We start from the raw sequence: 19814 nt of genomic DNA, 5'->3' as shown, positions 1-19814 counted from the left end.
CTGCTATCGCGGTGTGAGCCGAAGCGTCGTCCGCCCGGCATCGTCGCCGACCATCCGATCCACGGTGGCGGATCCGTATCGTCCGTACTTCGTGCGATAGGCCTCGTCGACGGCGGGTCGTAGGTCCACATCGCTTCCGACGTCGTCAACGATCACGTCGATCTCGTGTTCTCCGAACCGGATTCGTGCATCACCCGTACGAGCGGCCCGCCCGAACCACCCGGTGTCCCGGCGATGCCATGTCCGCACATAGACGTGCCGGCTGCTGCACACCACCCAGATCGGCACGTAGCGGCCGACCGTGCCGTCCGGACGTGGCGTGGCGATTTCGAGTTCGTCTGCGGACTCCAGCGCGGAGAGCTCATCCATCGACCAGCCAGTGCTCATCCATCGAGCCTAGAGGGTGTCCCGGGGCGCATTCGACGTCAGAACAACCCGAACGCCCTCTCGATCAATCCTGCAGCCACGACGATGACCACCAGGACCGCGAGCCCAATGGCGATCATCGCGCCGATGCTGCGCCGCTGCGGCGGCTCGTGCTGTGGCCCGCCGACCGCGGTCTCGGCAGGCGGGATGTCACCTGGCGCGACACCCCCTCCCGGCTCGAGACCGGCCGTGGAGGCCGGATCGGGATTCTGCGGATCGAACCGGGTGTCGTCGGAGTCCTTGTCAGTCATCACGGAGGGGTACCCGCGACGACCTCGGTTCACGCATCCGACAGACGTTCCTCGATCGCGGCCACGAGATCGTCGTAGCTGGTCGGCTGCAACCTCATGCCGTCGAGGAAGAAGGTCGGGGTGCCCTGCACACCTAGTGACAGACCGTCAGCGACGTCGGCACGGACACGCTCGATTGTCGCGGGAGCGTGATAACTCTCGTCGAAGCCGGCCATGTCGAGGCCCAAGTCCGCGGCGAACGTCCGGAACACACCGTCGGCGGGTTCCTCACGCTCTCCCCATTGACTCTGCGTGCTGAACATGCGCTGATACATCTGCTCGAAGCGCCCCTGGTGCGCCGCGGCCTCGACGGCACGAGCAGCCCGCTCCCCGTTCACATGTCCCGGCATCGGGAAGTAGCGCACGACGAACGTCACCTGGTCGCCGTAGGACGCGCGAAGTTCCTCGATCAGCGGATGCACCGCGGCGCACGCTTCGCACTCGAAATCGAGAAACTCGACGAACTGGGCGCGACTCTGCGGCGGATCGGTCAACCGATGACTATCGGCGCGCACCACCGCACCGGATCCGTCTGCACTGGTGACCGACGGTGAATCGTCGCGACCGAGGAGGACCACGATGCCGGCGACGACGATCGCCACGATCGCGACCACGGTGACGGCAAGCGGCGATCGCAACCGTGTTCGGCGGGTCACGACGACTGCGCAGAATCACACAAAACGGACATGACGTCAGCATACCGAGCGCTGCGTGGCGGCCGGGCTCCCGATCAGACCTCGAGCCGCTTACGCACCGCTGCCATGCGTTCGCGTAGTTCCGTCTCGCCGACCAGACCGCGGTCCAGCAGCGAATGGGCGAGCGACACGAGTTGACTCTCCGGGAACGGGACCGATGGGTACACCGTCGCGGTCAGTGCGTCCTCGTCGTCTCGGCGTTGTTCTCCGCTCGGTACGGCAGGATCATCGGCTCGATCGAGCGCATCGCACATGCCGTCAAGACTTGTCTTCCACGGTGGTGTCGGGTTCTCGACTCCATACTTCCGCGCCATCCGTGGCCAGGTCTGGTCACGCTCGACGATCTCGGTCAACGGATCATGCTGTCCGGTTTGGCCATTCGCGTCGGTGGTCATCTCAGTACGCCTCACGGGGATGGACCGCCGGCCGCGTCTCGACGACGGCGTTGGTCGTAATCCCGGGCTTCGGCAGTGCGACACCGATCAGGCACTCGCGGGTGATGATCTCGGTCAGCCCGTCCTCGTCCCCAGTCGTCGGTTCCCGGGGGCCGCATCGGCATGACCATGAACCGGAACTTCTGGTTGGAATCCTGAACGCGTACCGACACACCGTCGGGCAGAGTCAATCCGAACTCGACAGCACCTGTCGGGGCCATCGGACCATCCCCCGACGGTAGTCGGGAGTGCGATACCACTCCGGTGAGTTCCCCAGGATGGGTCGCGGATAGCAGGTACACAACGCGCAGACGATGACGTGATGGATCTCTGGGGTGTCCTCGAGGATCTCGAACGCGGTGATATCGCTCGGTGTGCCGAAACCGGTGGGCTCCAGCCGGTCGACGCCGACCTCTTTGCTCGCCGTCATCGGTTCCGCGAGTGCCAGTTCCTTGAATGCGGGAGCAAGCCGCTCCCCCGCTACAAGGCGTGCGGCGGGTGTGGGCCCGATCCGCTCGGCGAACTCGGTGAACTGTTGATGCTCATCGCTGGTGAACAGACCTTTCTCGATACACAACTCGTGCAACGCGATCTCGAGCACCTCGAAGTCGGTGACCTCGTCGACCATGGGCTTCACCGTGCGTGCGTGGTCGTGATCGTGGTGGTCGTGGTCATCGGTCCCGCGGTCGGTCCTTCCGATTCGGCGAGGGTGAGCCAACGCCCGGGGATCTCGGTGCACAGGGTGTCCGTCGCCGGACCGGTGTATCCGTCCCACAGTCGGCCACGTCGAATCGGACGACATAGAACCATTCCGGTGTGGCGTCCTCGCGTCCCCAGGTCTCGTCCTCGGGAGCCGGACTCTCGTACGCCACCGTGTCGATCTCGCCGACGGCGCCACGCACGTACTCCGGTGTCCGTGTGCACAGCAGCACCGGGAGGTCCCGGACGAGTACATGTTGTCCGACAGCGAACCTCGGCCGGCCGGCCCGACCCGCGTAGATCTGTGGGTCGCCGGTCCCCACCGCGTATTCGTGATGACTGTTGCGCGGCACGTCTGCCCCGTCGCCGATCGATCGCGGTCGAGCGTCCAACGATTTCCCGCTGAGCCGGTCGGCGTATCTCTCGTGGACATCGAGCATCCGCTCCCCGAATTCGCCCAGGCCGATGTGATGTTTCTCCACCAGGATTCGGGCGACGGCGAGAAGCCACCGGCCGCAGTACGGGATGCCCAGGTAGACGGCCCGGCCGACCTCGACGTTGCCGATACGGCGACGCTCTTCGGACAGCCAGATGCCACGCCATGCCAGCACCTCGCACACCACATAGGTCATGCGCTCCCAGTGCTCATACTGCTTGTTCTCCTACGTGAGAGGCGAATCCGGCTCACCACCGACGTCGTGGAGCGGCTTCATGTAGGCGACGAAACGCGCATGATCGAGCAGATCGGGTGTCGGCGCGTCCGGCAGTTCCGGGGTAGGACGACTTCAGCCTGGCCACCAGATCGAGTTGCGTCGCCCGCTCTTGTGATGTGCTCACGGGACCTCCTCGAGGGTGACGTTCCTCACAGGCTGTGGTGTGTGACTGTACCCGTCTCATCGATCGCCGGTCGTCGATTCCGGTCAACCGCCGTACCGGGTGAGATCCTCCACCAGGTCGAGAGTCGGATCGCCGGGACCGATGTCGAACGTGCACTGGTCATCTCGCGGATCGGGCACGAACGCCCAGAACAACGCGGTCGACGTGCCCGCAGCCCGCTGACCGGTGACCTTGGTGCGGAAGTCGAAAGCGCGCTGCTCACGTGTACCGCAGGACCCTGCGTTCTGGCCGATCTCGTTGACCGCCAGAGGTTTTCCGACGGCTCTCGCCTGTCGCAATCGCTCGGCGAGTCCATTCCACTGGTCACCGGGCAGCGGGACACCGTCAGACCCGTAGTCGTGATAATCGAGCACATCGAGACCCGGGGAGTCCCCGACGTATTCGTACTGCGGCCCGGCGGTTCCGCACTGCCCGCCGCCGGCGAGGCCGGACCAGATGACCGCGCCCGGGTCGATGTGCCGCAGGGCGGCGCCGGCAGTGTCGAAAAAGGTCCGCAACACCCCGGACGCATCCGGTGGACAGGATCGGGACTGCCATCCGCAGGCCGCATCACCACAGACGCTCGGTTCCGGTTCACCGACGAGTTCCCATCCCGCCAGCGTCGGATGGTTCTTCCACCGACGGACTGCTGCCCGCATCCATTGCCGGAACGTCATGCCGCCGGCGCCGACGACGGTTCGCCAACCGGAGACATACCAATCGCGTTCCTTGAACTGGCCGTTCTCGCAGGCGCCGTCGGAGGCCACCAGCACCGGCAGGACCATCTGGTCGTGCCGAGCCGCGGCTGCGAACACGGCATCCATCGGACCGAAGTCGATCGCTCCGGTGTACTTGTTCACGGCCAGCTGGGCGAACAGATCGAACCGGGTGAGCGAGTGCGGTGGCAGTGACGCGAAGTAGGCATCGAGATCGACCATCGCTCCGCAGCCGGTGTTCACCGACCAGTCGGTGGCGAGTTGGTAGGCGTCGAAACCCGACGGCCACCACGGTGATCCGTCCAGACGGAACCCATCGACGGTCGCGTCGACCCGGCCCGACGCGGCGTCCGCGCGTGGCGCCGGGACGCACCACAGGATGATCACCACCAGGAGTGCGAACACCCCGAATCGACTCATGTACCTCGAGGCCATCGTCGTCCGCCTCTTCATCCGGTACCCCTCTGACCACCATCGTGCACCTTGGGCTCCGCCACCGCGCGCTGTCGAGAGATTCGCACTCGCGCCGTGATGTCCGGCGAACAGTGATAGACAACGAGGGAACTCGGATGACCTGCACCGGGGCAAGGAGGATTCGGTGATCGTCAGCGCACGCAACCATCTCGCGGCGGTGTCCGCCGGCGCGATCGCGGCCAACGTCATCCCGCACCTCGCACATGGCGTGACCGGCAAGCCCTTTCCCACACCGTTTGCGAACCCGCCCGGAGTCGGCGACTCGTCACCGGCGCTCAACATCGTGTGGGCGGGGATGAACGCTGTCGGCGCTGGTCTCGTTGTGTTCACCGAACGACGACGGGCATCGACTCCAGCGTTCGTCCTGTCCTTCGCGCTGGGCGCAACTGTTGCCGCGCTCGGTCTCCGGTCGTACTTCGGACAGGTTCGGGGGCAGCGATGACGGCACGGACACGACCCGTCGCAGCCGCTCGACGTCACGTCTGACCGCTTCGATCACCGCGGAGAACATCGATGGCATCCATTCTCATCGGCTTGATCGTGATGATCGTGTGGGCGCTGGTGTCCCGTCGTCTCGCCGATGCACGCGTCACCGGCCCGTCGCTGATGGTGATCGCCGGTATCGCCATCGGATTCACCACGAGCGACGAGATCGGACACACGCTGAACACGGTCGTGGCCGAACGAGTGGTCGAGTTGATCCTCGCGCTGCTGTTGTTCGTCGACGCGATGGAGGTGAAGGGCGGCTACTTCGGCGGCGAACGCGGATCGACGCTGCGGTTGCTGCTGATCGGGATCCCGCTGTCCCTGGTGCTGGCCGTCGGATTCGGCGCGCTGCTGCTCCCGGGACTGTCCTTCGCCGTCCTGCTGATCATCGCCTGCGTGATCGTGCCGACCGATTTCACACCCGCTCCGGCGATCCTGCGCGACCGACGCCTCCCGCGCCGAATCCGCCATCTGTTGAATGTCGAGAGCGGCTACAACGACGGGGTGATCGCCCCCGTGTTCATCTTCGCGCTCGCGCTGGCGGAGGACAACGGGCACGACTCGGCGTTGGAGGCGCTGGGCGACGCGCTGCCCGCGGCCGGACTCGCCGTCCTCGTGGGGACTCCGATCGGCATCGCGGCCGCCTGGCTCACCAGTCGGAGCATCGAACGAGACCTCGCGAGCGCGTCCGCGATCCGGATGAGCCTCGTGCTCGTCCCGTTGCTCAGTTATGCCACCGCGACCTGGATCGACGCCAACGGGTTCGTCGCCGCGTTCATCTGCGGACTCGCTTATCGGGCCACCCGCTCACCGTCCGAGGTGGAGTTGAGCCTCGCCGAGGATCTGAGCACACTGACCAGTCTGGCGATGTGGTTCGTCTTCGGCCTGACGACTGTCCTGCTCGCGTCGTTCGGAGTCGACTGGCGGGTCATCGTGTTCGCGATCGCGGGACTCACGATCGTCCGGATGCTCCCGGTGTACCTGTCACTGCTGCGCTCCGATCTCACGGCGCGTGACCGACTGCTGGTCGGCGCCCTCGGTCCTCGCGGTACGGCATCGATCGTCTTCGGATTGCTCGCCTACAACGCCCTCGACGGGGTGGCCGCCGACGACGTGCTGTATGCCATGGCGGCCACCGTCATCGGCAGTGTGCTCCTGCACGGTGTCGGCGCCGCATGGCTGTCGGATCGCCTCGGCAGGCGGGCGTCGGTCGTCGACGACTCGAGCGCCGGCACCGCGGGTTGAGCGGAACACGGCGACCTTCGGCCCAGCGTCTCGCTCGCCGGCGGCAGGAATCCCGATCCCCCCTCGGTCCCGGCCGGGGTTCCCTATCCTCAGCAAATGGTCGAGAAGTTGCGCGTGGTCGTGTGGGGTACCGGCAACGTCGGGCAGGCCGCCATCCGGTCGGTGATCGCGCACCCGGACCTCATGTTGCGGGGTGTCGTCGTCCACGATCCAGAGAAGGTGGGACGCGACGCGGGACGCCTCGCCGGACTCGACGATGATCTCGGGATCACCGCCACCGCGGACGTCGGCGGCCTCCTCGACGACACCGATGCCGTTGTCTACGCAGCCTCCGGCGACATCCGACCCGACGACGCGCTCGCCGACATCACCGGCGTGATCGATCGGGGCATCACCGTCGTCACGCCGTCGCTCTACGCCCTCTACGACTCACGGTCGGCACCGCCGGAGATCAGGGATCCGGTCATCGACGCGGTGACCCGCGGCGGCGGGTCACTGTTCGTCTCCGGGATCGATCCCGGGTGGGGCAACGACATCCTCCCGCTCCTGGCCACGGGTCTCGCCTCGCGGATCGACGCCATCCGGTGCCAGGAGATCTTCGACTACACGACCTACGATCAGCCCGATTCGGTGCGGTATCTCGTCGGGATGGGGCAGCCGATGGACTACGAGCCGCCCATGTTGTCGGCGGGCGTCCCCACGATGGTGTGGGGCGGCCAGATCCGCCTGATCGCACGGGGATTGGGCATCGAGATCGATGAGATCCGGGAGACTCTGGACCGGCGAGAACTGGATGCCGACGTGACCACCCCTGCGATGGGTCTGTTCGAGGCGGGTACGCAGGGTGCCGTCCGCTTCGAGGTCCAGGGGATCGTCGGCGACAGCACCCCGATCGTCATCGAACACGTCACACGCATCCACGCGGACTGCGCGCCCGAGTGGCCCACCCCGCCGGACGGCGGTGACGGCGCACACCGGGTGATCATCGAGGGATGGCCGCGGATCGAGATCACCGTCGAGGCGACAGACGACGACGGCAACCGCGCGGCCGGCGGCAACGCCACGGCGGTCGGACGACTCGTGAATGCCATTCCCTGGCTCACCGACGCGGGTCCCGGGTTGTACGACGCGCTCGATGTCCCGTTGAGCGCCGCCGTCGGCAAACTCGGTGCGTCGGACTGACCGCCGACCGGTTGGAACAGGTGTCAGCGCAGCCGTGCGAGATTGCTGATCGACCTCCGCACGTCGGACTCGATGACCTTCGCCACCAACGACCCGATCGGACCGTTGAGCAGACCTCCGCCGAGTTCGGCGGTCAGATCGAAATGTGACCCGTCCTCCACCGGGGTGACCTTCATCGTGAGGTCGATGCGCACACCACCACGCCCGTGCCCCGCTAGGGCGATGACGGTGGGCTCGATGTAGTCGGTGACCCGCCAATGGATCACGTTGCGGAAACCCTTGACCTTGATGAGCGACGAGATCGTGGTGCCCTGTCCGATCTGTTCCGGGAGTTCCCCTCGCCAACCGCCGAAGATCGTCATCCACTCCGAGAACCTGCTCAGGTCCGAGGCGAGCTCCCATGCGGATGCCGGCGCGAGGTCCGATCCCACTCCGACGTCGACACGTGCCACGCGAACCTCCTCCTGTCGTCGGTCCTGACGTCGGACCGATCGTCTCCGGGCGCGCGCAAGTCCTCGCGCGTCCTGCCGACCGTACGATGAGATGATGACGTCCGCCGATCCGACGCCTTCCGACCCGGCGGGGCACGGCCATCCCACGATCGGTGTCGAGGAAGAGTTCATCCTGGTCGACCTCACCACCGGGCACCCGGTGAGTCGTAATCGCGAGGTCGCCGCCGCGGCGTCGCGTCGTGGTGTCCATCTGGATCTCGAATTGACCTAATGCCAGGTCGAGATCGCGACCAGGACATGCTCGATGACCGCCGAGGTCCTCGAGCAGCTGCGCCATCTGCGCGCGGTCGTCGCCGAGTCCGCCGACGAGGTCGGCGTGGGCGTGATCGCTGCCGGCGTCCCACCCACCGTCCCCGATGACTTCCCCGTCACCGATACCGACCGCTACCGGCAGATCGGCAGGCACTTCGGCATGCTCGCGCATGAGCAGGGGATCTGCGGCTGCCACGTACACGTCGGCGTTCCCGATCGCGACATCGCGGTCGCGGTGAGCAACCATCTCCGGCACCGTCTACCGACTCTTCTTGCGCTGTCGGCGAATTCGGCGGTGTACCGAGACGCGGACACCGGCCACGCGAGCTGGCGATCGGTGCTGTGGTCGCGATGGCCGGCGGCCGGGCCGCCGCCGCACCTGCGGTCGCGGGAGCATTTCGAGCATCTGGTCTCGATGTTCGTGTCCAGCGGCGCGATCCTCGACGACCACATGGTCTATTGGGACATCCGCCCCTCCGATCATCTGCCCACCATCGAGATCCGCGTCGGCGACGTGCAGGCGCGGGCCGACGAGGCGGTCGCGATCGCTGGTCTCGTCCGAGCCTTGGTGGTGACGGCGACGTCCGACATCGCGGCGGGTGTCGTCGCTCCGGTGGTGGAGACCGAGGTGCTCACCGCTGCACTGTGGAAAGCCGCACACGACGGGATCGACGGGGCAGGCATCGACGTGCTCCGCGTGGTCTCCTCACCCGCTTCGCAGCTGGCATCCGAGTTGGTGTCGGACGTCGCGGACGCACTCGACGAGCTGGGCGATCGCGCGATGATCGATACGTATATCGAGACGCTCACCCGATCGGGCAACGGCGCCACCCGACAGCGCGCGCTGCTCGCCGACGGCGCGTGCGGTCGCGACATCGTCGTCGCACACGCTGCCGATTTCGCGGTCTGACCGATCCGCCCCCTCCGGCGGCCGACATCGCACCAGCTGCCCGACGACGCGCCGAGAAGTTCGGGCATCGATCATGCGTGCACCTGCAACCATCTCGTCTGACGCGGCCTTCGCGACTCGCAGTGGTCCTGGTGCGGTGGTGACCCTTCGAGGCTCGCTGCGCTCGCACCTCAGGGAACGGTTCGGAGACTGCGCTCGCACCTCACCAGGGTTGATCAGGCAGGACGCACATGCGGGAGCGCATATCTGGACGGTCTGGTGTCGCGCGACGGGCATGTCTCAGTTGACACCTCAGAGGTCGCCCGAAGAGCTGGTCGATGTGGCCTCGCGCTGTGGTGTCAACTGGGACAGCAAGTGGGAGACATGGCTCGCAAGGGTTCCCGCTGAGCGAGCCGGCGAGCGTCCGCACCCCTCGCGGGACCTGAGACGGAGTAGTCGGGCCCGGCACGGCAACATGCGCCGCTTCTGGGCGGGCAACGCCGACCACTCGTCGACTCGACCGGCGCCGGTTCCCGGAGCGATAGTCTGGCCCTCATGACCAACCGCACACAGTCCGGTACCGACATCGACATCAAGCCCCGCAGTCGCGACGTCACGGACGGTCTGGAGAAGACCGCCGCGCGCGGCATGCTCCGGGCGGTCGGCATGGGCGACGACGACTGGGTCAAGCCACAGATCGGGGTCGGTTCGTCCTGGAACGAGATCACTCCGTGCAACCTCTCGCTCGACCGGCTGGCCAAGGCGGTCAAGGAGGGTGTCCATCAAGGTGGCGGGTATCCCCTCGAGTTCGGCACCATCTCCGTCTCCGACGGCATCTCGATGGGACATGAGGGCATGCATTTCTCGCTGGTGTCGCGGGAGGTGATCGCCGACAGCGTGGAGACCGTCATGAGTGCCGAGCGGCTCGACGGATCCGTGCTGCTCGCCGGCTGCGACAAGTCGCTGCCCGGAATGCTCATGGCAGCCGCACGACTCGACCTCGCCTCGGTGTTCCTGTACGCGGGGTCGACCCTGCCGGGTTATGCGACGCTGTCGGACGGCTCGGAGCGTCAGGTGACGATCATCGACGCATTCGAGGCGGTCGGCGCGTGCTCGCGCGGGCTGATGAGCCGCGAGGACGTCGACACCATCGAACGCGCCATCTGCCCCGGCGAGGGTGCATGCGGAGGCATGTACACCGCGAACACGATGGCAAGTGCTGCCGAAGCGCTCGGGATGTCGATTCCGGGCAGCGCCGCTCCCCCGGCTCCGGACAAGCGTCGTGATCAGTTCGCCCGACAGAGCGGTGCCGCGGTCGTCGAGATGCTGCGGCGCGGGATCACCGCGCGCGACATCATGACCCGCGAGGCATTCGAGAACGCGATCGCAGTGGTGATGGCGTTCGGCGGCTCCACGAACGCGGTTCTGCACCTGCTCGCGATCGCCAACGAGGCAGAGGTCGAGTTGTCGCTCGACGACTTCATCAGCGTCGGCGCGCGCGTCCCTCATCTCGCCGACGTGAAACCGTTCGGTCGGCACGTGATGACCGACGTCGATCGAATCGGCGGTGTGCCGGTGGTGATGAAGGCTCTGCTCGGCGCCGGCCTGCTGCACGGGGACTGCCTGACGGTGACCGGATCGACCGTCGCCGAGAACCTGGCGCACATCGCGCCTCCGGATCCCGACGGTCAGGTGCTGCGCGCCACGAAATCGCCCATCCACCCGACGGGCGGGATCACCATCCTGAAGGGTTCCCTGGCCCCGGAGGGTGCCGTGGTGAAGTCGGCGGGTTTCGACTCCGACGTGTTCGAAGGTGTGGCACGGGTTTTCGATCGTGAACGGGCCGCGATGGACGCTCTCGAAGACGGCACGATCACCGCCGGTGATGTGGTGGTCATCCGCTACGAGGGACCGAAGGGCGGTCCCGGGATGCGGGAGATGCTGGCCATCACCGGCGCGATCAAGGGCGCCGGACTGGGCAAGGACGTCCTGCTGATGACCGACGGCCGCTTCTCGGGCGGTACCACCGGACTGTGCGTCGGTCATGTCGCACCCGAGGCCGTCGACGGCGGGCCCATCGCGCTGGTGCGCGATGGTGACCGCATCCGCCTCGATGTCGGCAGCGGGACCCTCGACCTGCTTGTGGAAGACGACGAACTCGATGCGCGCGCACAGGATTTCGCTCCGTTGCCGCCGCGCTACACGCGCGGCGTGCTGGCCAAGTACGCCAAGCTCGTGACGTCGGCCTCGCAGGGCGCGGTGTGTCGCTGATCCCGCCGTCCGGCTCGGGCATCCGACACCGCACGTATCCTGACGGCCATGACGCTGCCCGAGAACATCTCCACGGTGCCGACGACCGCTTCGGAGGCCTTCGACCTGTTCGACTCCTCCGCCGCCGTCGATGCCGACTTCATGATCGGCACGTGGCGCGGCACCGAGCTGCCGACCGGGCACCCGATGGACGGACTGCTCGTCGCCAGCGGATGGTGGGGCAAGCAGTTCGTGGACGCCGAGACCGTTCATCCGCTGTTGTTCCGCACGCGCGACGGCAACGCACTGTGGGCGATGAACCCGACCATCGCGTTCAGCGGCGTGCCGCTTGCGCGACGTGTGCCGCAGGTCAAGAACCATTCGTTCGCGCGGCCGATCGCCGCGGCGCGGCTGCTCTCACAGACGAGGACGTCGCGCGCCCGGCTGCGCACCACGCGGTTCCGCGGCGTCGACACCGCGACGATGATGTACGACCAGCTGCCGATCGACGACGTGTTCCGCCGCCTGTCCGACGACGCCGTCATCGGAACCATGGATCTCAAAGGCGTCGAGGCGCCGTACTTCTTCGTGCTCGAACGCGACTCATCGCTGTCGTTGCGCTGAACCCGCAGTCGGCCGGGCGGTCAGTCGAGGCAGAATTCGTTGCCTTCGGGATCCCGCATCACGATGTGCCCCGCCTGCAGCGGCGGATCAGGCTCATGGCGAGCCTCTCGAGTGGCCCCGAGATCGACCAGCCTCGCGCATTCCGCCTCCAGAGCCGCCATCCGCTCCTCACCGACAGCGCCCGGCGCAGCGCGCACGTCGAGGTGCACCCGGTTCTTCGCGCTCTTGCCCTCGGGTACGCGCTGGAAGAACAGACGGGGCCCCGCCCCGGCCGGATCGACGAGCGCCGATGCATCGTTGCGGCGCTCGGGTGGGACGTTCATCGCCTCCAACGCGGCATCCCACGAATCGAATCCGGGCGGAGGACTCTGAATCCGGTAATCGAGGACATCTGCCCAGAACCCCGCCAGCGCCGCAGGGTCCCCGCAGTCGAATGTCACCTGGATCTCGCACGCCATCACCACTCCTCGGTCGGTCGTCGGTCCGCATCCGTGAGTCACAGAGCGAACGCCATGTCACGTTCACAGATTCGCAGGTCTCGCGGACAATTGGCGTCCGTTATCGGAGAATATGGACACTTCGGTAGGTTGACCTGATGAACTCTCGTCGTGGTGTCCTGTTGTCGGCCGTCGTGGTCGCGATGACGTTGTCCGCATGCGGCTCCACCGAGTCCTCGTCGGAGTCGACCTCGGGTGGCGAATCGACGCCCCCCTCCACCACGAGGTGCCCCACCGCGGCGCCGTCGTCGGATGTCGCATCCGAATGGGAGTACCAGGGCCAGACCGGAAAGGTGGCGGTCACGGGTTCCACCGAGGGCGCCGCTCCGCGCATCGACGTCACCACACCGTTCTCGGTCGCCACCACGCAGGTCAAGACCCTGAAGGAAGGGACCGGACCGGTCGTCGGCGACACGTCGACGGTCTCGGTCTGCTATCTCGGCGTCGACGGGCGTGACGCCAAGGTCTTCGACAGCAGTTACGAGCGCGGTGCACCCGCGGAATTCCCGCTCGACGGTGTGGTCACGGGATTCAAGAAGGCCATCTCGGGCCAGAAGGTCGGCTCGACCGTGGCGGTCGCGATGTCGCCGGAGGACGGATACCCGGACGGCATGCCCGATGCGGGCATCCAGAAGGGCGACACCCTGGTGTTCGAGATCAAGATCCTGTCGACTCGGGCCGATTGAGTCCGCGTCGGCTAGGGACGCTCAACAGCGTCGAGGCGTGTTCGCGCGGCCTCGAGACCTTCGTGCGCACGTGCGAGAGCCTCTGCCGCGCTTGCCTGTTCGGATGCGGCGACCTCGGCCTGACGTTGCGCGAAGCGCAGCTCGGTCTCACGACGCGCGAGTTCGGCACGCAGTTCGTTGATCTCGCCGGACAGCACCTGCGCACGTTCTCGAGCGGAGGCGAGCTCGCGATCGCGCTCCTCCACGGCGTGGCGAGCAGCCTGTTCGGCCGTCTCCGCATCCGCCAGTGACGCCCGCGCCGCAGCGATCTCCGCGTCGGTGCTCGGCTGCGAGCCGGACGGGGGGCCGGCGTCATCGGTGGTCCCGCTGCCGTCCGGAGTCGCCGTCGTCTCGCCTGAGATGTCACCGAACGGTTGCGGATCGGGGACGACGAAGACGCCGGCTGGACCGAATCCGCTGTACTCGACGGCGGCGACCAGGCGCCCGCGCCGCAGGTCCTCGGCGACAGCAGAGTCGGCGACGGCGGCCCGCAACGATTGGGTGACCTCGCGGATCGCGTTCGCCGACAACGTCGATCCGAGCTCGGCCGCCACCGCGGCCACCTGGGCCGACGACTCGGCGACGAGTTCCTGCCTGCGGGCGGACAATTCTCGCAGCCGGTCGGCAGACGACGTTCGTTGCGCATTGACCATCTCCGCACCGAGGTCGAGGACTGCCGACACCCCGTCCGGTTCCCGACGGGTCCACTGGTTGATCGCCCATGCGCCCTGAGTCGGACGGCGCAGCGCCGTCACCTCTCGGGCAAGGTCGCGATCGCCGACGGCCTTGGCCCGCTTGACGATGGCCGCCCGCCGGGCGACGAACTCGGCCGGGAGCACACCATACAGTTCGTCGGTTGCATCATCGAGATTTGTCATCGAACGGCCTGGCCTGTCGCGATCCGGACTCGGCGCCGTTCGCCGACCTTGGAAAAGCCGAGACCCTGCAGAATCGGAGACGAGGTCTGTTCGGCGTGAACGAGCGCGAGCGTCGCGCCACGTTCGGCGGCATCCCGGAGCCTGGCGGCGATCAAACCGCGATACACACCGCGTCGGCGGAAGTCGGGCAGGACCGCGGCACCCCACATCCGGGCCACCTCACCTGCCAGTGAATAGCCACCGGCACCGGCCGGCGCTCCCGAGCAGGTCGCGACGAACATGCCCGGCTCCTCGTCGTCGTCCTTCGCCGACGCCGGATCCTGCAGCACGGGCGGCGCGAATCCCCATGCCAGCCGCGAGATCCGGTCGAACTCGGCGAGGCCGGCATCGTCGATGGCCTTGCGCGAGAGCACTTCCGGCGGAACAGAGATGCGCGAAGAGCCCGCCCCCGAGATCTCGGCGGCCACCACGTCGATCACGGCAACCGTCTCGGCGCGCAAGGCGACGAGATCGTCCATGGCGAGACCCGCGAGAGGGCCCGGGCCGATCGTCACGAGTGCACAGTGTGCACCACGTTCCTCGGCGATGGCCAGTGCCTGCCCGACGATCGCCCGGGGCTCGGCAGAGGGCCCGAGATAGTTGAGCAGAATCGCCTCGCCATCCTGCTCGTAGAACTCGAAACCGTCGACCACCACATACCGCGATCCCGGCGGATGCCACGACGAGCGCCAGCGTGCGGACTCACGGAGCACACTCTCCGACGACCAGTCCACGCGCGTCTCACCGGCATCGCTCATCTGACCTCCTGAGGTTTCCTCGAGCCTACGACGCCTATGACCACCACAGACAAGGGCCTCACTTGTGTCGACACGTGCAGATCTCCACCTGGTGGGCGTTGCTGACCGCCTGCCTCGTCATCAGCTTCACCCCGGGCGCGGGCGCCATCAACACGATGAGCAATGCACTCAATGCCGGCTTCCGACGGGCGATCTGGGGAGTGCTGGGCCAGCAGGCGGCGTTGATGATCCAGCTTCTCGTCGTCGCGGCAGGGCTGGGAGTGGTGATCGCCAAGTCCCCCAACGCATTCGCGGTGATCCGCTACCTGGGCGCCGCGTACCTCGTCTATCTGGGCATCCGGCAATTCTTCCGACGCCCCGATCTGTCCGACGAATCCGTGGCCGCGCTCGCCGGCGAATCCTGACGGTCGGTGTTCGCGCGGGGTGTGTGGATGAACCTGCTCAACCCCAAGGCAATCGTCTTCCTGCTCGCGTTCATCCCGGGTTTCGTGCACACCGACCGGTCTCTTCTCGGACAGTATGCGGTCATCGCGGCCACGATCATCGTGGTCGACATCGTGGTCATGTGGTTCTTCTTCGCGGTCGTCGCCCGTGGATTCCGCCGCGTGAGTAGCGGCGAGCACGGACAACGCATCCTCAACCGCGTGTGCGGCGTGCTCTTCATCGCCGTCGGCGTCCTACTCGCCGTGGCGTGATCCCCGACGTCGCTGGTCCGACCCACCGATTGACACGGTGGGATCGCGGGCAGTAAAGCAGAGCTCATGACGATGGCCGAGACAGTGCGTGAGGACCGGTTCGGCGCCGTCACTGTGCTGGCAAGCATGCACGGCGGGGCATTCCCGTACGGCAACACGGTTGTGGTGACCGGCCCGGACGGCCACCTCGTCGTCGATCCGTCGCTGGAGATCGATCACGACCCGGTCGGCGCCGACGCGGTCATGATCAGCCACGCCCACGAGGACCACATCGCGGGACTGCAGTATTTCGACGGCGCGGTGTACGCACACGATGCCGACGTCGAGGACGTCCGCTCCCTCGAGGTCCTCCTCGAGGGTTACGGGTTGACCGCCGACGAGCGGGCCGCCGTCGCCGCGGACATCGGCGACACGTTCCGACTTCCGCCCGGCTTCCCGGATGCGGGAGCGGTCGGCGACGGCCACGTCTTCGACCTCGGCGACGTCACCGCCACGGTCGTGCATCTACCCGGACACACCGCCGGGCATTGCGGGGTGCTCGTCGAACCGACCGGATTCCTCTATGTGGCCGACATCGATCTCACGTCGTTCGGACCGATGTACGGGGACGTCGGCAGCAGTGTCGACGACTACCTGGCGTCCATCGCACGAGTCCGCGGTATCGATGCACGGTGGTACGGGACGTTCCACCAGAAAGGGGTCATCGACGGCGCGCAGGACTTCCGGCGCCGGCTCGCCGACTTCGAAGGCGTGATCCATCGGCGCGAGGATCGTCTGCTCGAATTCCTCGACCGCCCACGCACGATCGCCGAGATCGCCGCACACCGCCTGGTGTACCGACCGCATGTCGAGCTCCCCTTCGTCGACGCCGTCGAGAGACGGACGGCGCAACTGCATCTCGATCGGCTGATCCGGCATCGACAGGTCGCCGACACCGGCTCCCGGACCTTCGTGCGTCTCTGAGACGATGTCCGATTCCGGTCGGTCACGACCGTGACATCGTTCTGCGCAAAAGCATCCCGGCGTAGCCGGTGTCCGTGGAAGTATCGCAGTCATGAGCGAGCACACATATCGAGTCATCGAGGTCGTCGGCTCCTCCCCCGACGGATCCGACGCCGCCATCGCCAACGCGATCGCCCGCGTGTCCGCGACGACACGCAACGTGGAGTGGTTCGAGGTCACCGAGACGCGCGGACATGTCGTCGACGGCGCCATCGCCCACACCCAGGTGACCCTCAAGGTCGGTTTCCGCATCGATCCGGCCGCCGCCGTCGACGGCTGACCCCGGCTCCGTCCCGGAACCCGCCCGGGCGCACCTCCCGGGCCGAGAGCATGACGCCGAAGAGAATTCTCGTCTCACTTTGAGAGTTTTCCGGACTGAGTCCAGAAAAGTGTGCATACTGTTGGTGTGTCCGCATCACCCGAGTACGCCGAGCAGCTGCGATCTGTCGCACTGCGCGTGACCCGTCCCCGGGTCGCGGTACTAGAAGCGGTGCACGCCCATCCACATGCCGATACCGAGACCGTGATCACCGCGGTCCGCGCCGAGCTCCCGGATGTGTCACGGCAGGCCGTCTACGACGTACTCGGTGCGCTGAGCACGGCCGGCCTGCTGCGTCGCATCCAACCGTCGGGGCACGTCGCCCGCTACGAGTCCCGGGTCGGCGACAACCATCACCACGTCGTCTGCCGCTCCTGCGGGATCATCGGCGACGTCGACTGTGCCGTCGGCGAGGCACCGTGCCTCACGCCGTCGGACCACCACGGTTTCGTCCTCGATGAGGCCGAGGTCATCTATTGGGGTCTGTGCGGCGACTGCGCAGCCTCTCCCACTTCGGGATCACGCCCGTGATCACAGCCCGAATCACCCACTCCCGAAAGGATTGTCGTGACCGAGGAAAACCCGGCCCACGCCACTGAGCACCCACCGATCGCCGAGGCGAACACGGAGGCAGCCGAGAAGGGCTGCCCGATGCGCATCAAGCCGCCGGTCGAGGGTGGCGGTAACCGTGACTGGTGGCCGAACCAGCTCAACCTGAAGCTGCTCGCGCACAATCCGGACGTCGCGAACCCGCTCGGCGGGGACTTCGACTACGACGCCGCACTGGCGAATCTGGACGTCGACGCGCTGAAGTCGGACCTGACAGAGGTCATGACGAACTCGCAGGCGTGGTGGCCGGCCGACTTCGGTCACTACGGCCCGTTGTTCATCCGGATGTCCTGGCATGCTGCCGGGACCTACCGCGTGGAGGACGGTCGTGGCGGCGCCGGGTCCGGCATGCAGCGCTTCGCCCCTCTGAACAGCTGGCCGGACAACGCCAGCCTTGACAAGGCACGTCGTCTCCTGTGGCCGGTGAAGAAGAAGTACGGCAGCGCTCTGTCCTGGGCGGATCTGCTGGTTCTCGCGGGCAACGTCGCACTCGAGTCGATGGGCTTCAAGACCGCCGGCTTCGCGTTCGGTCGCGTCGACGAGTGGGAGCCCGAGGAGGTTTACTGGGGCCCGGAGGCCGAGTGGCTCGGTGATGATCGATACACCGGCACCCGCGACCTGACCAATCCGCTCGCCGCGGTGCAGATGGGTCTGATCTACGTGAATCCGGAAGGGCCCAACGGCAATCCGGATCCGCAGGCATCCGCGCACGACATCCGCGAGACGTTCGGCCGGATGGCCATGAACGACATCGAGACGGCGGCCCTCATCGTCGGCGGCCACACGTTCGGCAAGACCCACGGCAACGGCGACGCCGAACTCGTCGGTCCCGAGCCCGAGGCCTCGCCGATCGAACAGCAAGGTCTGGGCTGGGCGAACCCGCAGGGCACCGGAGTGGGCGCGGACGCGATCACCAGCGGCCTCGAGGTGATCTGGACGCACACCCCCACCAAGTGGGACAACAGCTTCCTCGAGATCCTGTACGGCAACGAATGGGAACTGACCAAGAGCCCGGCCGGCGCCAACCAGTGGAAGCCTAAGGACGGCGGCTGGGCCAACTCGGTGCCCGAGGCACACGGGTCCGGCAAGACGCATCCGTCGATGCTCACGTCCGACCTCGCCCTCCGGGTCGATCCGATCTACGGCGAGATCACCCGGCGCTGGCTGGATCACCCCGAGGAGCTCGCCGACGAGTTCGCCAAGGCGTGGTTCAAGCTGCTGCACCGTGACATGGGTCCGGCCGTCCGCTACCGCGGGCCGCTCGCGCCGTCCGAACACTACCTGTGGCAGGACAACGTGCCGGCACAGGACGGTGCGGTCATCTCCGACGCCGACGCCGACTCCCTCAAGGCACAGATCCTCGAGTCGGGTCTGACTGTCGCACAGTTGGTCTCGACGGCGTGGGCGGCAGCATCGTCGTTCCGTGGGAGCGACAAGCGCGGTGGCGCCAACGGCGGACGTATCCGGCTGCAGCCGCAGGCCGGCTGGGAGGTCAACGAGCCCGACGAGCTCGCCCAGGTGATCAGCAAGCTCGAGCAGATCCAGGACGCGTTCAACGCCGAGTCCGGCGCAAAGGTCTCCTTCGCCGATCTCGTCGTCCTCGGCGGCGTCGCGGCAGTCGAGAAGGCGGCCAGGGACGCCGGCCACGACGTGTCGGTTCCGTTCACACCGGGACGTACGGATGCGACCCAGGAGCAGACCGATGTCGAGTCGTTCGCCTACCTCGAGCCCAAGGCCGACGGTTTTCGCAACTACGAGGGCAAGGCCAGCGAGCTGCCCGCGGAGTACCGGCTCATCGACAAGGCGAATCTGCTCACCCTGTCCGCACCGGAGATGACCGTGCTCGTCGGCGGACTCCGGGTTCTCGGTGCCAATCACAAGGATTCGGCACATGGTGTGCTCACCGACACGCCCGGACAGCTGACGAACGACTTCTTCGTCAACCTGCTCGACATGGACACCGAGTGGAAGTCCTCCCCGGCCGACGACGGCACCTATATCGGCAAGGATCGTGCGTCCGGCACCAACAAGTGGACCGGAACTCGCGCCGACCTGGTGTTCGGTTCGAACTCGCAGCTGCGGGCTCTCGCCGAGGTCTATGGCGAGGACGACGCCCAGGCGAAGTTCGTCGAGGACTTCATCGCCGCCTGGGACAAGGTGATGAACCTCGATCGGTTCGACCTGGCCTGATCGCGTTCGACTCACGACACCCCCCGATCCCTGCAAGGATCGGGGGGTGTCG

At 66.8% G+C, this 19814-nt stretch carries 21 protein-coding genes and 3 pseudogenes; 13 read left to right on the top strand and 11 right to left on the bottom strand.

The features are described 5' to 3' along the window. Positions 1-3 precede the first annotated feature (3 nt). The 7 genes and pseudogenes from QSJ19_RS15065 to QSJ19_RS15035 form a co-directional block, all read right to left on the bottom strand. Positions 4-387: a DUF2255 family protein gene (locus QSJ19_RS15065; protein ID WP_286321515.1), complete on the bottom strand. Its 384-nt coding sequence runs from the start codon at positions 385-387 to the stop codon at positions 4-6. Positions 388-425: 38 nt separating this feature from the next. Next, the gene (locus tag QSJ19_RS15060) at positions 426-677 is read right to left on the bottom strand and encodes a DUF6480 family protein (protein ID WP_286321514.1); all 252 of its coding nucleotides are present in this window, start codon (positions 675-677) and stop codon (positions 426-428) included. 29 nt (positions 678-706) lie between these two features. Continuing rightward, a complete protein-coding gene (locus tag QSJ19_RS15055) occupies positions 707-1372 on the bottom strand; it encodes a DsbA family protein (protein ID WP_286321513.1) in 666 nt (221 codons plus the stop codon). 74 nt (positions 1373-1446) lie between these two features. Further along, the gene (locus QSJ19_RS15050) at positions 1447-1806 is read right to left on the bottom strand and encodes a thiocyanate hydrolase (RefSeq protein ID WP_286321512.1); all 360 of its coding nucleotides are present in this window, start codon (positions 1804-1806) and stop codon (positions 1447-1449) included. 1 nt (position 1807) lies between these two features. Further along, positions 1808-2473, bottom strand: a pseudogene (gene scnC / locus QSJ19_RS15045) (thiocyanate hydrolase subunit gamma). A 5-nt stretch (positions 2474-2478) separates the two neighbouring features. Next, positions 2479-3381, bottom strand: a pseudogene (locus QSJ19_RS15040) (SH3-like domain-containing protein). Positions 3382-3464: 83 nt separating this feature from the next. Then, the gene (locus QSJ19_RS15035) at positions 3465-4571 is read right to left on the bottom strand and encodes a glycoside hydrolase 5 family protein (RefSeq protein ID WP_286321511.1); all 1107 of its coding nucleotides are present in this window, start codon (positions 4569-4571) and stop codon (positions 3465-3467) included. A 163-nt stretch (positions 4572-4734) separates the two neighbouring features. On the opposite strand from QSJ19_RS15035, the gene QSJ19_RS15030 reads away from it, so the two are divergent. The 3 genes from QSJ19_RS15030 to QSJ19_RS15020 all read left to right on the top strand — a co-directional run bounded on the left by QSJ19_RS15030 (position 4735) and on the right by QSJ19_RS15020 (position 7523). Then, the gene (locus QSJ19_RS15030; protein WP_286321510.1) at positions 4735-5052 is read left to right on the top strand and encodes a hypothetical protein; all 318 of its coding nucleotides are present in this window, start codon (positions 4735-4737) and stop codon (positions 5050-5052) included. A 71-nt stretch (positions 5053-5123) separates the two neighbouring features. Further along, positions 5124-6341, top strand: coding sequence for a cation:proton antiporter (locus QSJ19_RS15025; RefSeq protein ID WP_286321509.1), 1218 nt, complete (start codon positions 5124-5126; stop codon positions 6339-6341). Between the two features lie 96 nt (positions 6342-6437). Beyond that, positions 6438-7523 (top strand): NAD(P)H-dependent amine dehydrogenase family protein, encoded by a 1086-nt coding sequence (locus tag QSJ19_RS15020; RefSeq protein WP_286321506.1) that lies wholly within the window; start codon positions 6438-6440, stop codon positions 7521-7523. Positions 7524-7546: 23 nt separating this feature from the next. Here the strand turns inward: QSJ19_RS15020 and QSJ19_RS15015 are convergent, their stop codons facing one another. Next, complete coding sequence (locus QSJ19_RS15015) at positions 7547-7975, bottom strand: type II toxin-antitoxin system Rv0910 family toxin (RefSeq protein WP_286321505.1); 429 nt, start codon at positions 7973-7975, stop codon at positions 7547-7549. Between the two features lie 94 nt (positions 7976-8069). On the opposite strand from QSJ19_RS15015, the gene QSJ19_RS15010 reads away from it, so the two are divergent. The 4 genes from QSJ19_RS15010 to QSJ19_RS14995 all read left to right on the top strand — a co-directional run bounded on the left by QSJ19_RS15010 (position 8070) and on the right by QSJ19_RS14995 (position 12050). Further along, a complete protein-coding gene (locus tag QSJ19_RS15010) occupies positions 8070-8246 on the top strand; it encodes a hypothetical protein (RefSeq protein ID WP_286321503.1) in 177 nt (58 codons plus the stop codon). A gap of 12 nt (positions 8247-8258) precedes the next feature. After that, a complete protein-coding gene (locus tag QSJ19_RS15005) occupies positions 8259-9197 on the top strand; it encodes a carboxylate-amine ligase (RefSeq protein WP_286321554.1) in 939 nt (312 codons plus the stop codon). Positions 9198-9731: 534 nt separating this feature from the next. After that, positions 9732-11447 carry a dihydroxy-acid dehydratase gene (ilvD, locus tag QSJ19_RS15000; RefSeq protein ID WP_286321502.1) on the top strand — a complete coding sequence of 572 codons (1716 nt, stop codon included), beginning with the start codon at positions 9732-9734 and terminating at the stop codon, positions 11445-11447. 48 nt (positions 11448-11495) lie between these two features. Continuing rightward, complete coding sequence (locus QSJ19_RS14995) at positions 11496-12050, top strand: DUF4334 domain-containing protein (RefSeq protein ID WP_286321501.1); 555 nt, start codon at positions 11496-11498, stop codon at positions 12048-12050. A 20-nt stretch (positions 12051-12070) separates the two neighbouring features. Here the strand turns inward: QSJ19_RS14995 and QSJ19_RS14990 are convergent, their stop codons facing one another. Next, positions 12071-12508 (bottom strand): VOC family protein, encoded by a 438-nt coding sequence (locus tag QSJ19_RS14990; RefSeq protein ID WP_286321499.1) that lies wholly within the window; start codon positions 12506-12508, stop codon positions 12071-12073. 137 nt (positions 12509-12645) lie between these two features. On the opposite strand from QSJ19_RS14990, the gene QSJ19_RS14985 reads away from it, so the two are divergent. Then, complete coding sequence (locus QSJ19_RS14985; RefSeq protein ID WP_286321497.1) at positions 12646-13233, top strand: FKBP-type peptidyl-prolyl cis-trans isomerase; 588 nt, start codon at positions 12646-12648, stop codon at positions 13231-13233. 11 nt (positions 13234-13244) lie between these two features. Here QSJ19_RS14985 and QSJ19_RS14980 read toward each other — a convergent pair whose 3' ends face one another. After that, complete coding sequence (locus QSJ19_RS14980) at positions 13245-14150, bottom strand: hypothetical protein (protein WP_286321495.1); 906 nt, start codon at positions 14148-14150, stop codon at positions 13245-13247. Then, positions 14147-14947, bottom strand: a complete 801-nt coding sequence (locus tag QSJ19_RS14975) for a GNAT family N-acetyltransferase (protein ID WP_286321494.1) — start codon at positions 14945-14947, stop codon at positions 14147-14149. Before QSJ19_RS14975 ends, QSJ19_RS14980 begins: the two co-directional genes overlap by 4 nt. Between QSJ19_RS14975 and QSJ19_RS14970 the strand changes: the two are divergent. The 5 genes and pseudogenes from QSJ19_RS14970 (at position 14884) to katG (ending at position 19762) form a co-directional block, all read left to right on the top strand. Then, positions 14884-15642: pseudogene (locus QSJ19_RS14970) on the top strand (LysE family translocator). The gene QSJ19_RS14975 and the pseudogene QSJ19_RS14970 overlap by 64 nt on opposite strands. Positions 15643-15708: 66 nt before the next feature. Beyond that, complete coding sequence (locus tag QSJ19_RS14965; RefSeq protein WP_286321492.1) at positions 15709-16605, top strand: MBL fold metallo-hydrolase; 897 nt, start codon at positions 15709-15711, stop codon at positions 16603-16605. 91 nt (positions 16606-16696) lie between these two features. Continuing rightward, entirely contained in the window at positions 16697-16924 is a 228-nt protein-coding gene (locus tag QSJ19_RS14960) for a dodecin (protein WP_286321490.1), read from the top strand. Positions 16925-17050: 126 nt separating this feature from the next. Then, the gene (locus QSJ19_RS14955; protein WP_286321489.1) at positions 17051-17494 is read left to right on the top strand and encodes a Fur family transcriptional regulator; all 444 of its coding nucleotides are present in this window, start codon (positions 17051-17053) and stop codon (positions 17492-17494) included. Positions 17495-17614: 120 nt separating this feature from the next. After that, positions 17615-19762 (top strand): catalase/peroxidase HPI, encoded by a 2148-nt coding sequence (katG, locus tag QSJ19_RS14950; RefSeq protein ID WP_286321552.1) that lies wholly within the window; start codon positions 17615-17617, stop codon positions 19760-19762. The last annotated feature ends 52 nt before the right edge of the window (positions 19763-19814 follow it).

The organism is Gordonia sp. ABSL11-1 (assembly GCF_030315685.1).
Taxonomy (GTDB): Bacteria; Actinomycetota; Actinomycetes; order Mycobacteriales; family Mycobacteriaceae; genus Gordonia.
The sequence above is the reverse complement of the archived record's forward strand: the minus strand, read 5'-3'. Positions and strand labels throughout refer to the sequence as shown.

Excerpts from the sequence above, each read along its gene's own strand:
- QSJ19_RS15065 (WP_286321515.1), bottom strand. The coding sequence starts at position 387 with ATGAGCACTGGCTGGTCGATGGATGAGCTCTCCGCGCTGGAGTCCGCA.
- QSJ19_RS14975 (WP_286321494.1), bottom strand. The coding sequence starts at position 14,947 with ATGAGCGATGCCGGTGAGACGCGCGTGGACTGGTCGTCGGAGAGTGTG.
- katG (WP_286321552.1), top strand. The coding sequence starts at position 17,615 with ATGCGCATCAAGCCGCCGGTCGAGGGTGGCGGTAACCGTGACTGGTGG.
- QSJ19_RS14990 (WP_286321499.1), bottom strand. The coding sequence starts at position 12,508 with ATGGCGTGCGAGATCCAGGTGACATTCGACTGCGGGGACCCTGCGGCG.
- QSJ19_RS15035 (WP_286321511.1), bottom strand. The coding sequence starts at position 4,571 with ATGGCCTCGAGGTACATGAGTCGATTCGGGGTGTTCGCACTCCTGGTG.
- QSJ19_RS14980 (WP_286321495.1), bottom strand. The coding sequence starts at position 14,150 with ATGACAAATCTCGATGATGCAACCGACGAACTGTATGGTGTGCTCCCG.
- QSJ19_RS14985 (WP_286321497.1), top strand. The coding sequence starts at position 12,646 with ATGAACTCTCGTCGTGGTGTCCTGTTGTCGGCCGTCGTGGTCGCGATG.
- QSJ19_RS15020 (WP_286321506.1), top strand. The coding sequence starts at position 6,438 with ATGGTCGAGAAGTTGCGCGTGGTCGTGTGGGGTACCGGCAACGTCGGG.
- QSJ19_RS15050 (WP_286321512.1), bottom strand. The coding sequence starts at position 1,806 with ATGACCACCGACGCGAATGGCCAAACCGGACAGCATGATCCGTTGACC.
- QSJ19_RS15025 (WP_286321509.1), top strand. The coding sequence starts at position 5,124 with ATGGCATCCATTCTCATCGGCTTGATCGTGATGATCGTGTGGGCGCTG.
- QSJ19_RS14995 (WP_286321501.1), top strand. The coding sequence starts at position 11,496 with ATGACGCTGCCCGAGAACATCTCCACGGTGCCGACGACCGCTTCGGAG.
- QSJ19_RS14965 (WP_286321492.1), top strand. The coding sequence starts at position 15,709 with ATGACGATGGCCGAGACAGTGCGTGAGGACCGGTTCGGCGCCGTCACT.
- QSJ19_RS14960 (WP_286321490.1), top strand. The coding sequence starts at position 16,697 with ATGAGCGAGCACACATATCGAGTCATCGAGGTCGTCGGCTCCTCCCCC.
- QSJ19_RS15060 (WP_286321514.1), bottom strand. The coding sequence starts at position 677 with ATGACTGACAAGGACTCCGACGACACCCGGTTCGATCCGCAGAATCCC.
- QSJ19_RS15010 (WP_286321503.1), top strand. The coding sequence starts at position 8,070 with ATGACGTCCGCCGATCCGACGCCTTCCGACCCGGCGGGGCACGGCCAT.
- ilvD (WP_286321502.1), top strand. The coding sequence starts at position 9,732 with ATGACCAACCGCACACAGTCCGGTACCGACATCGACATCAAGCCCCGC.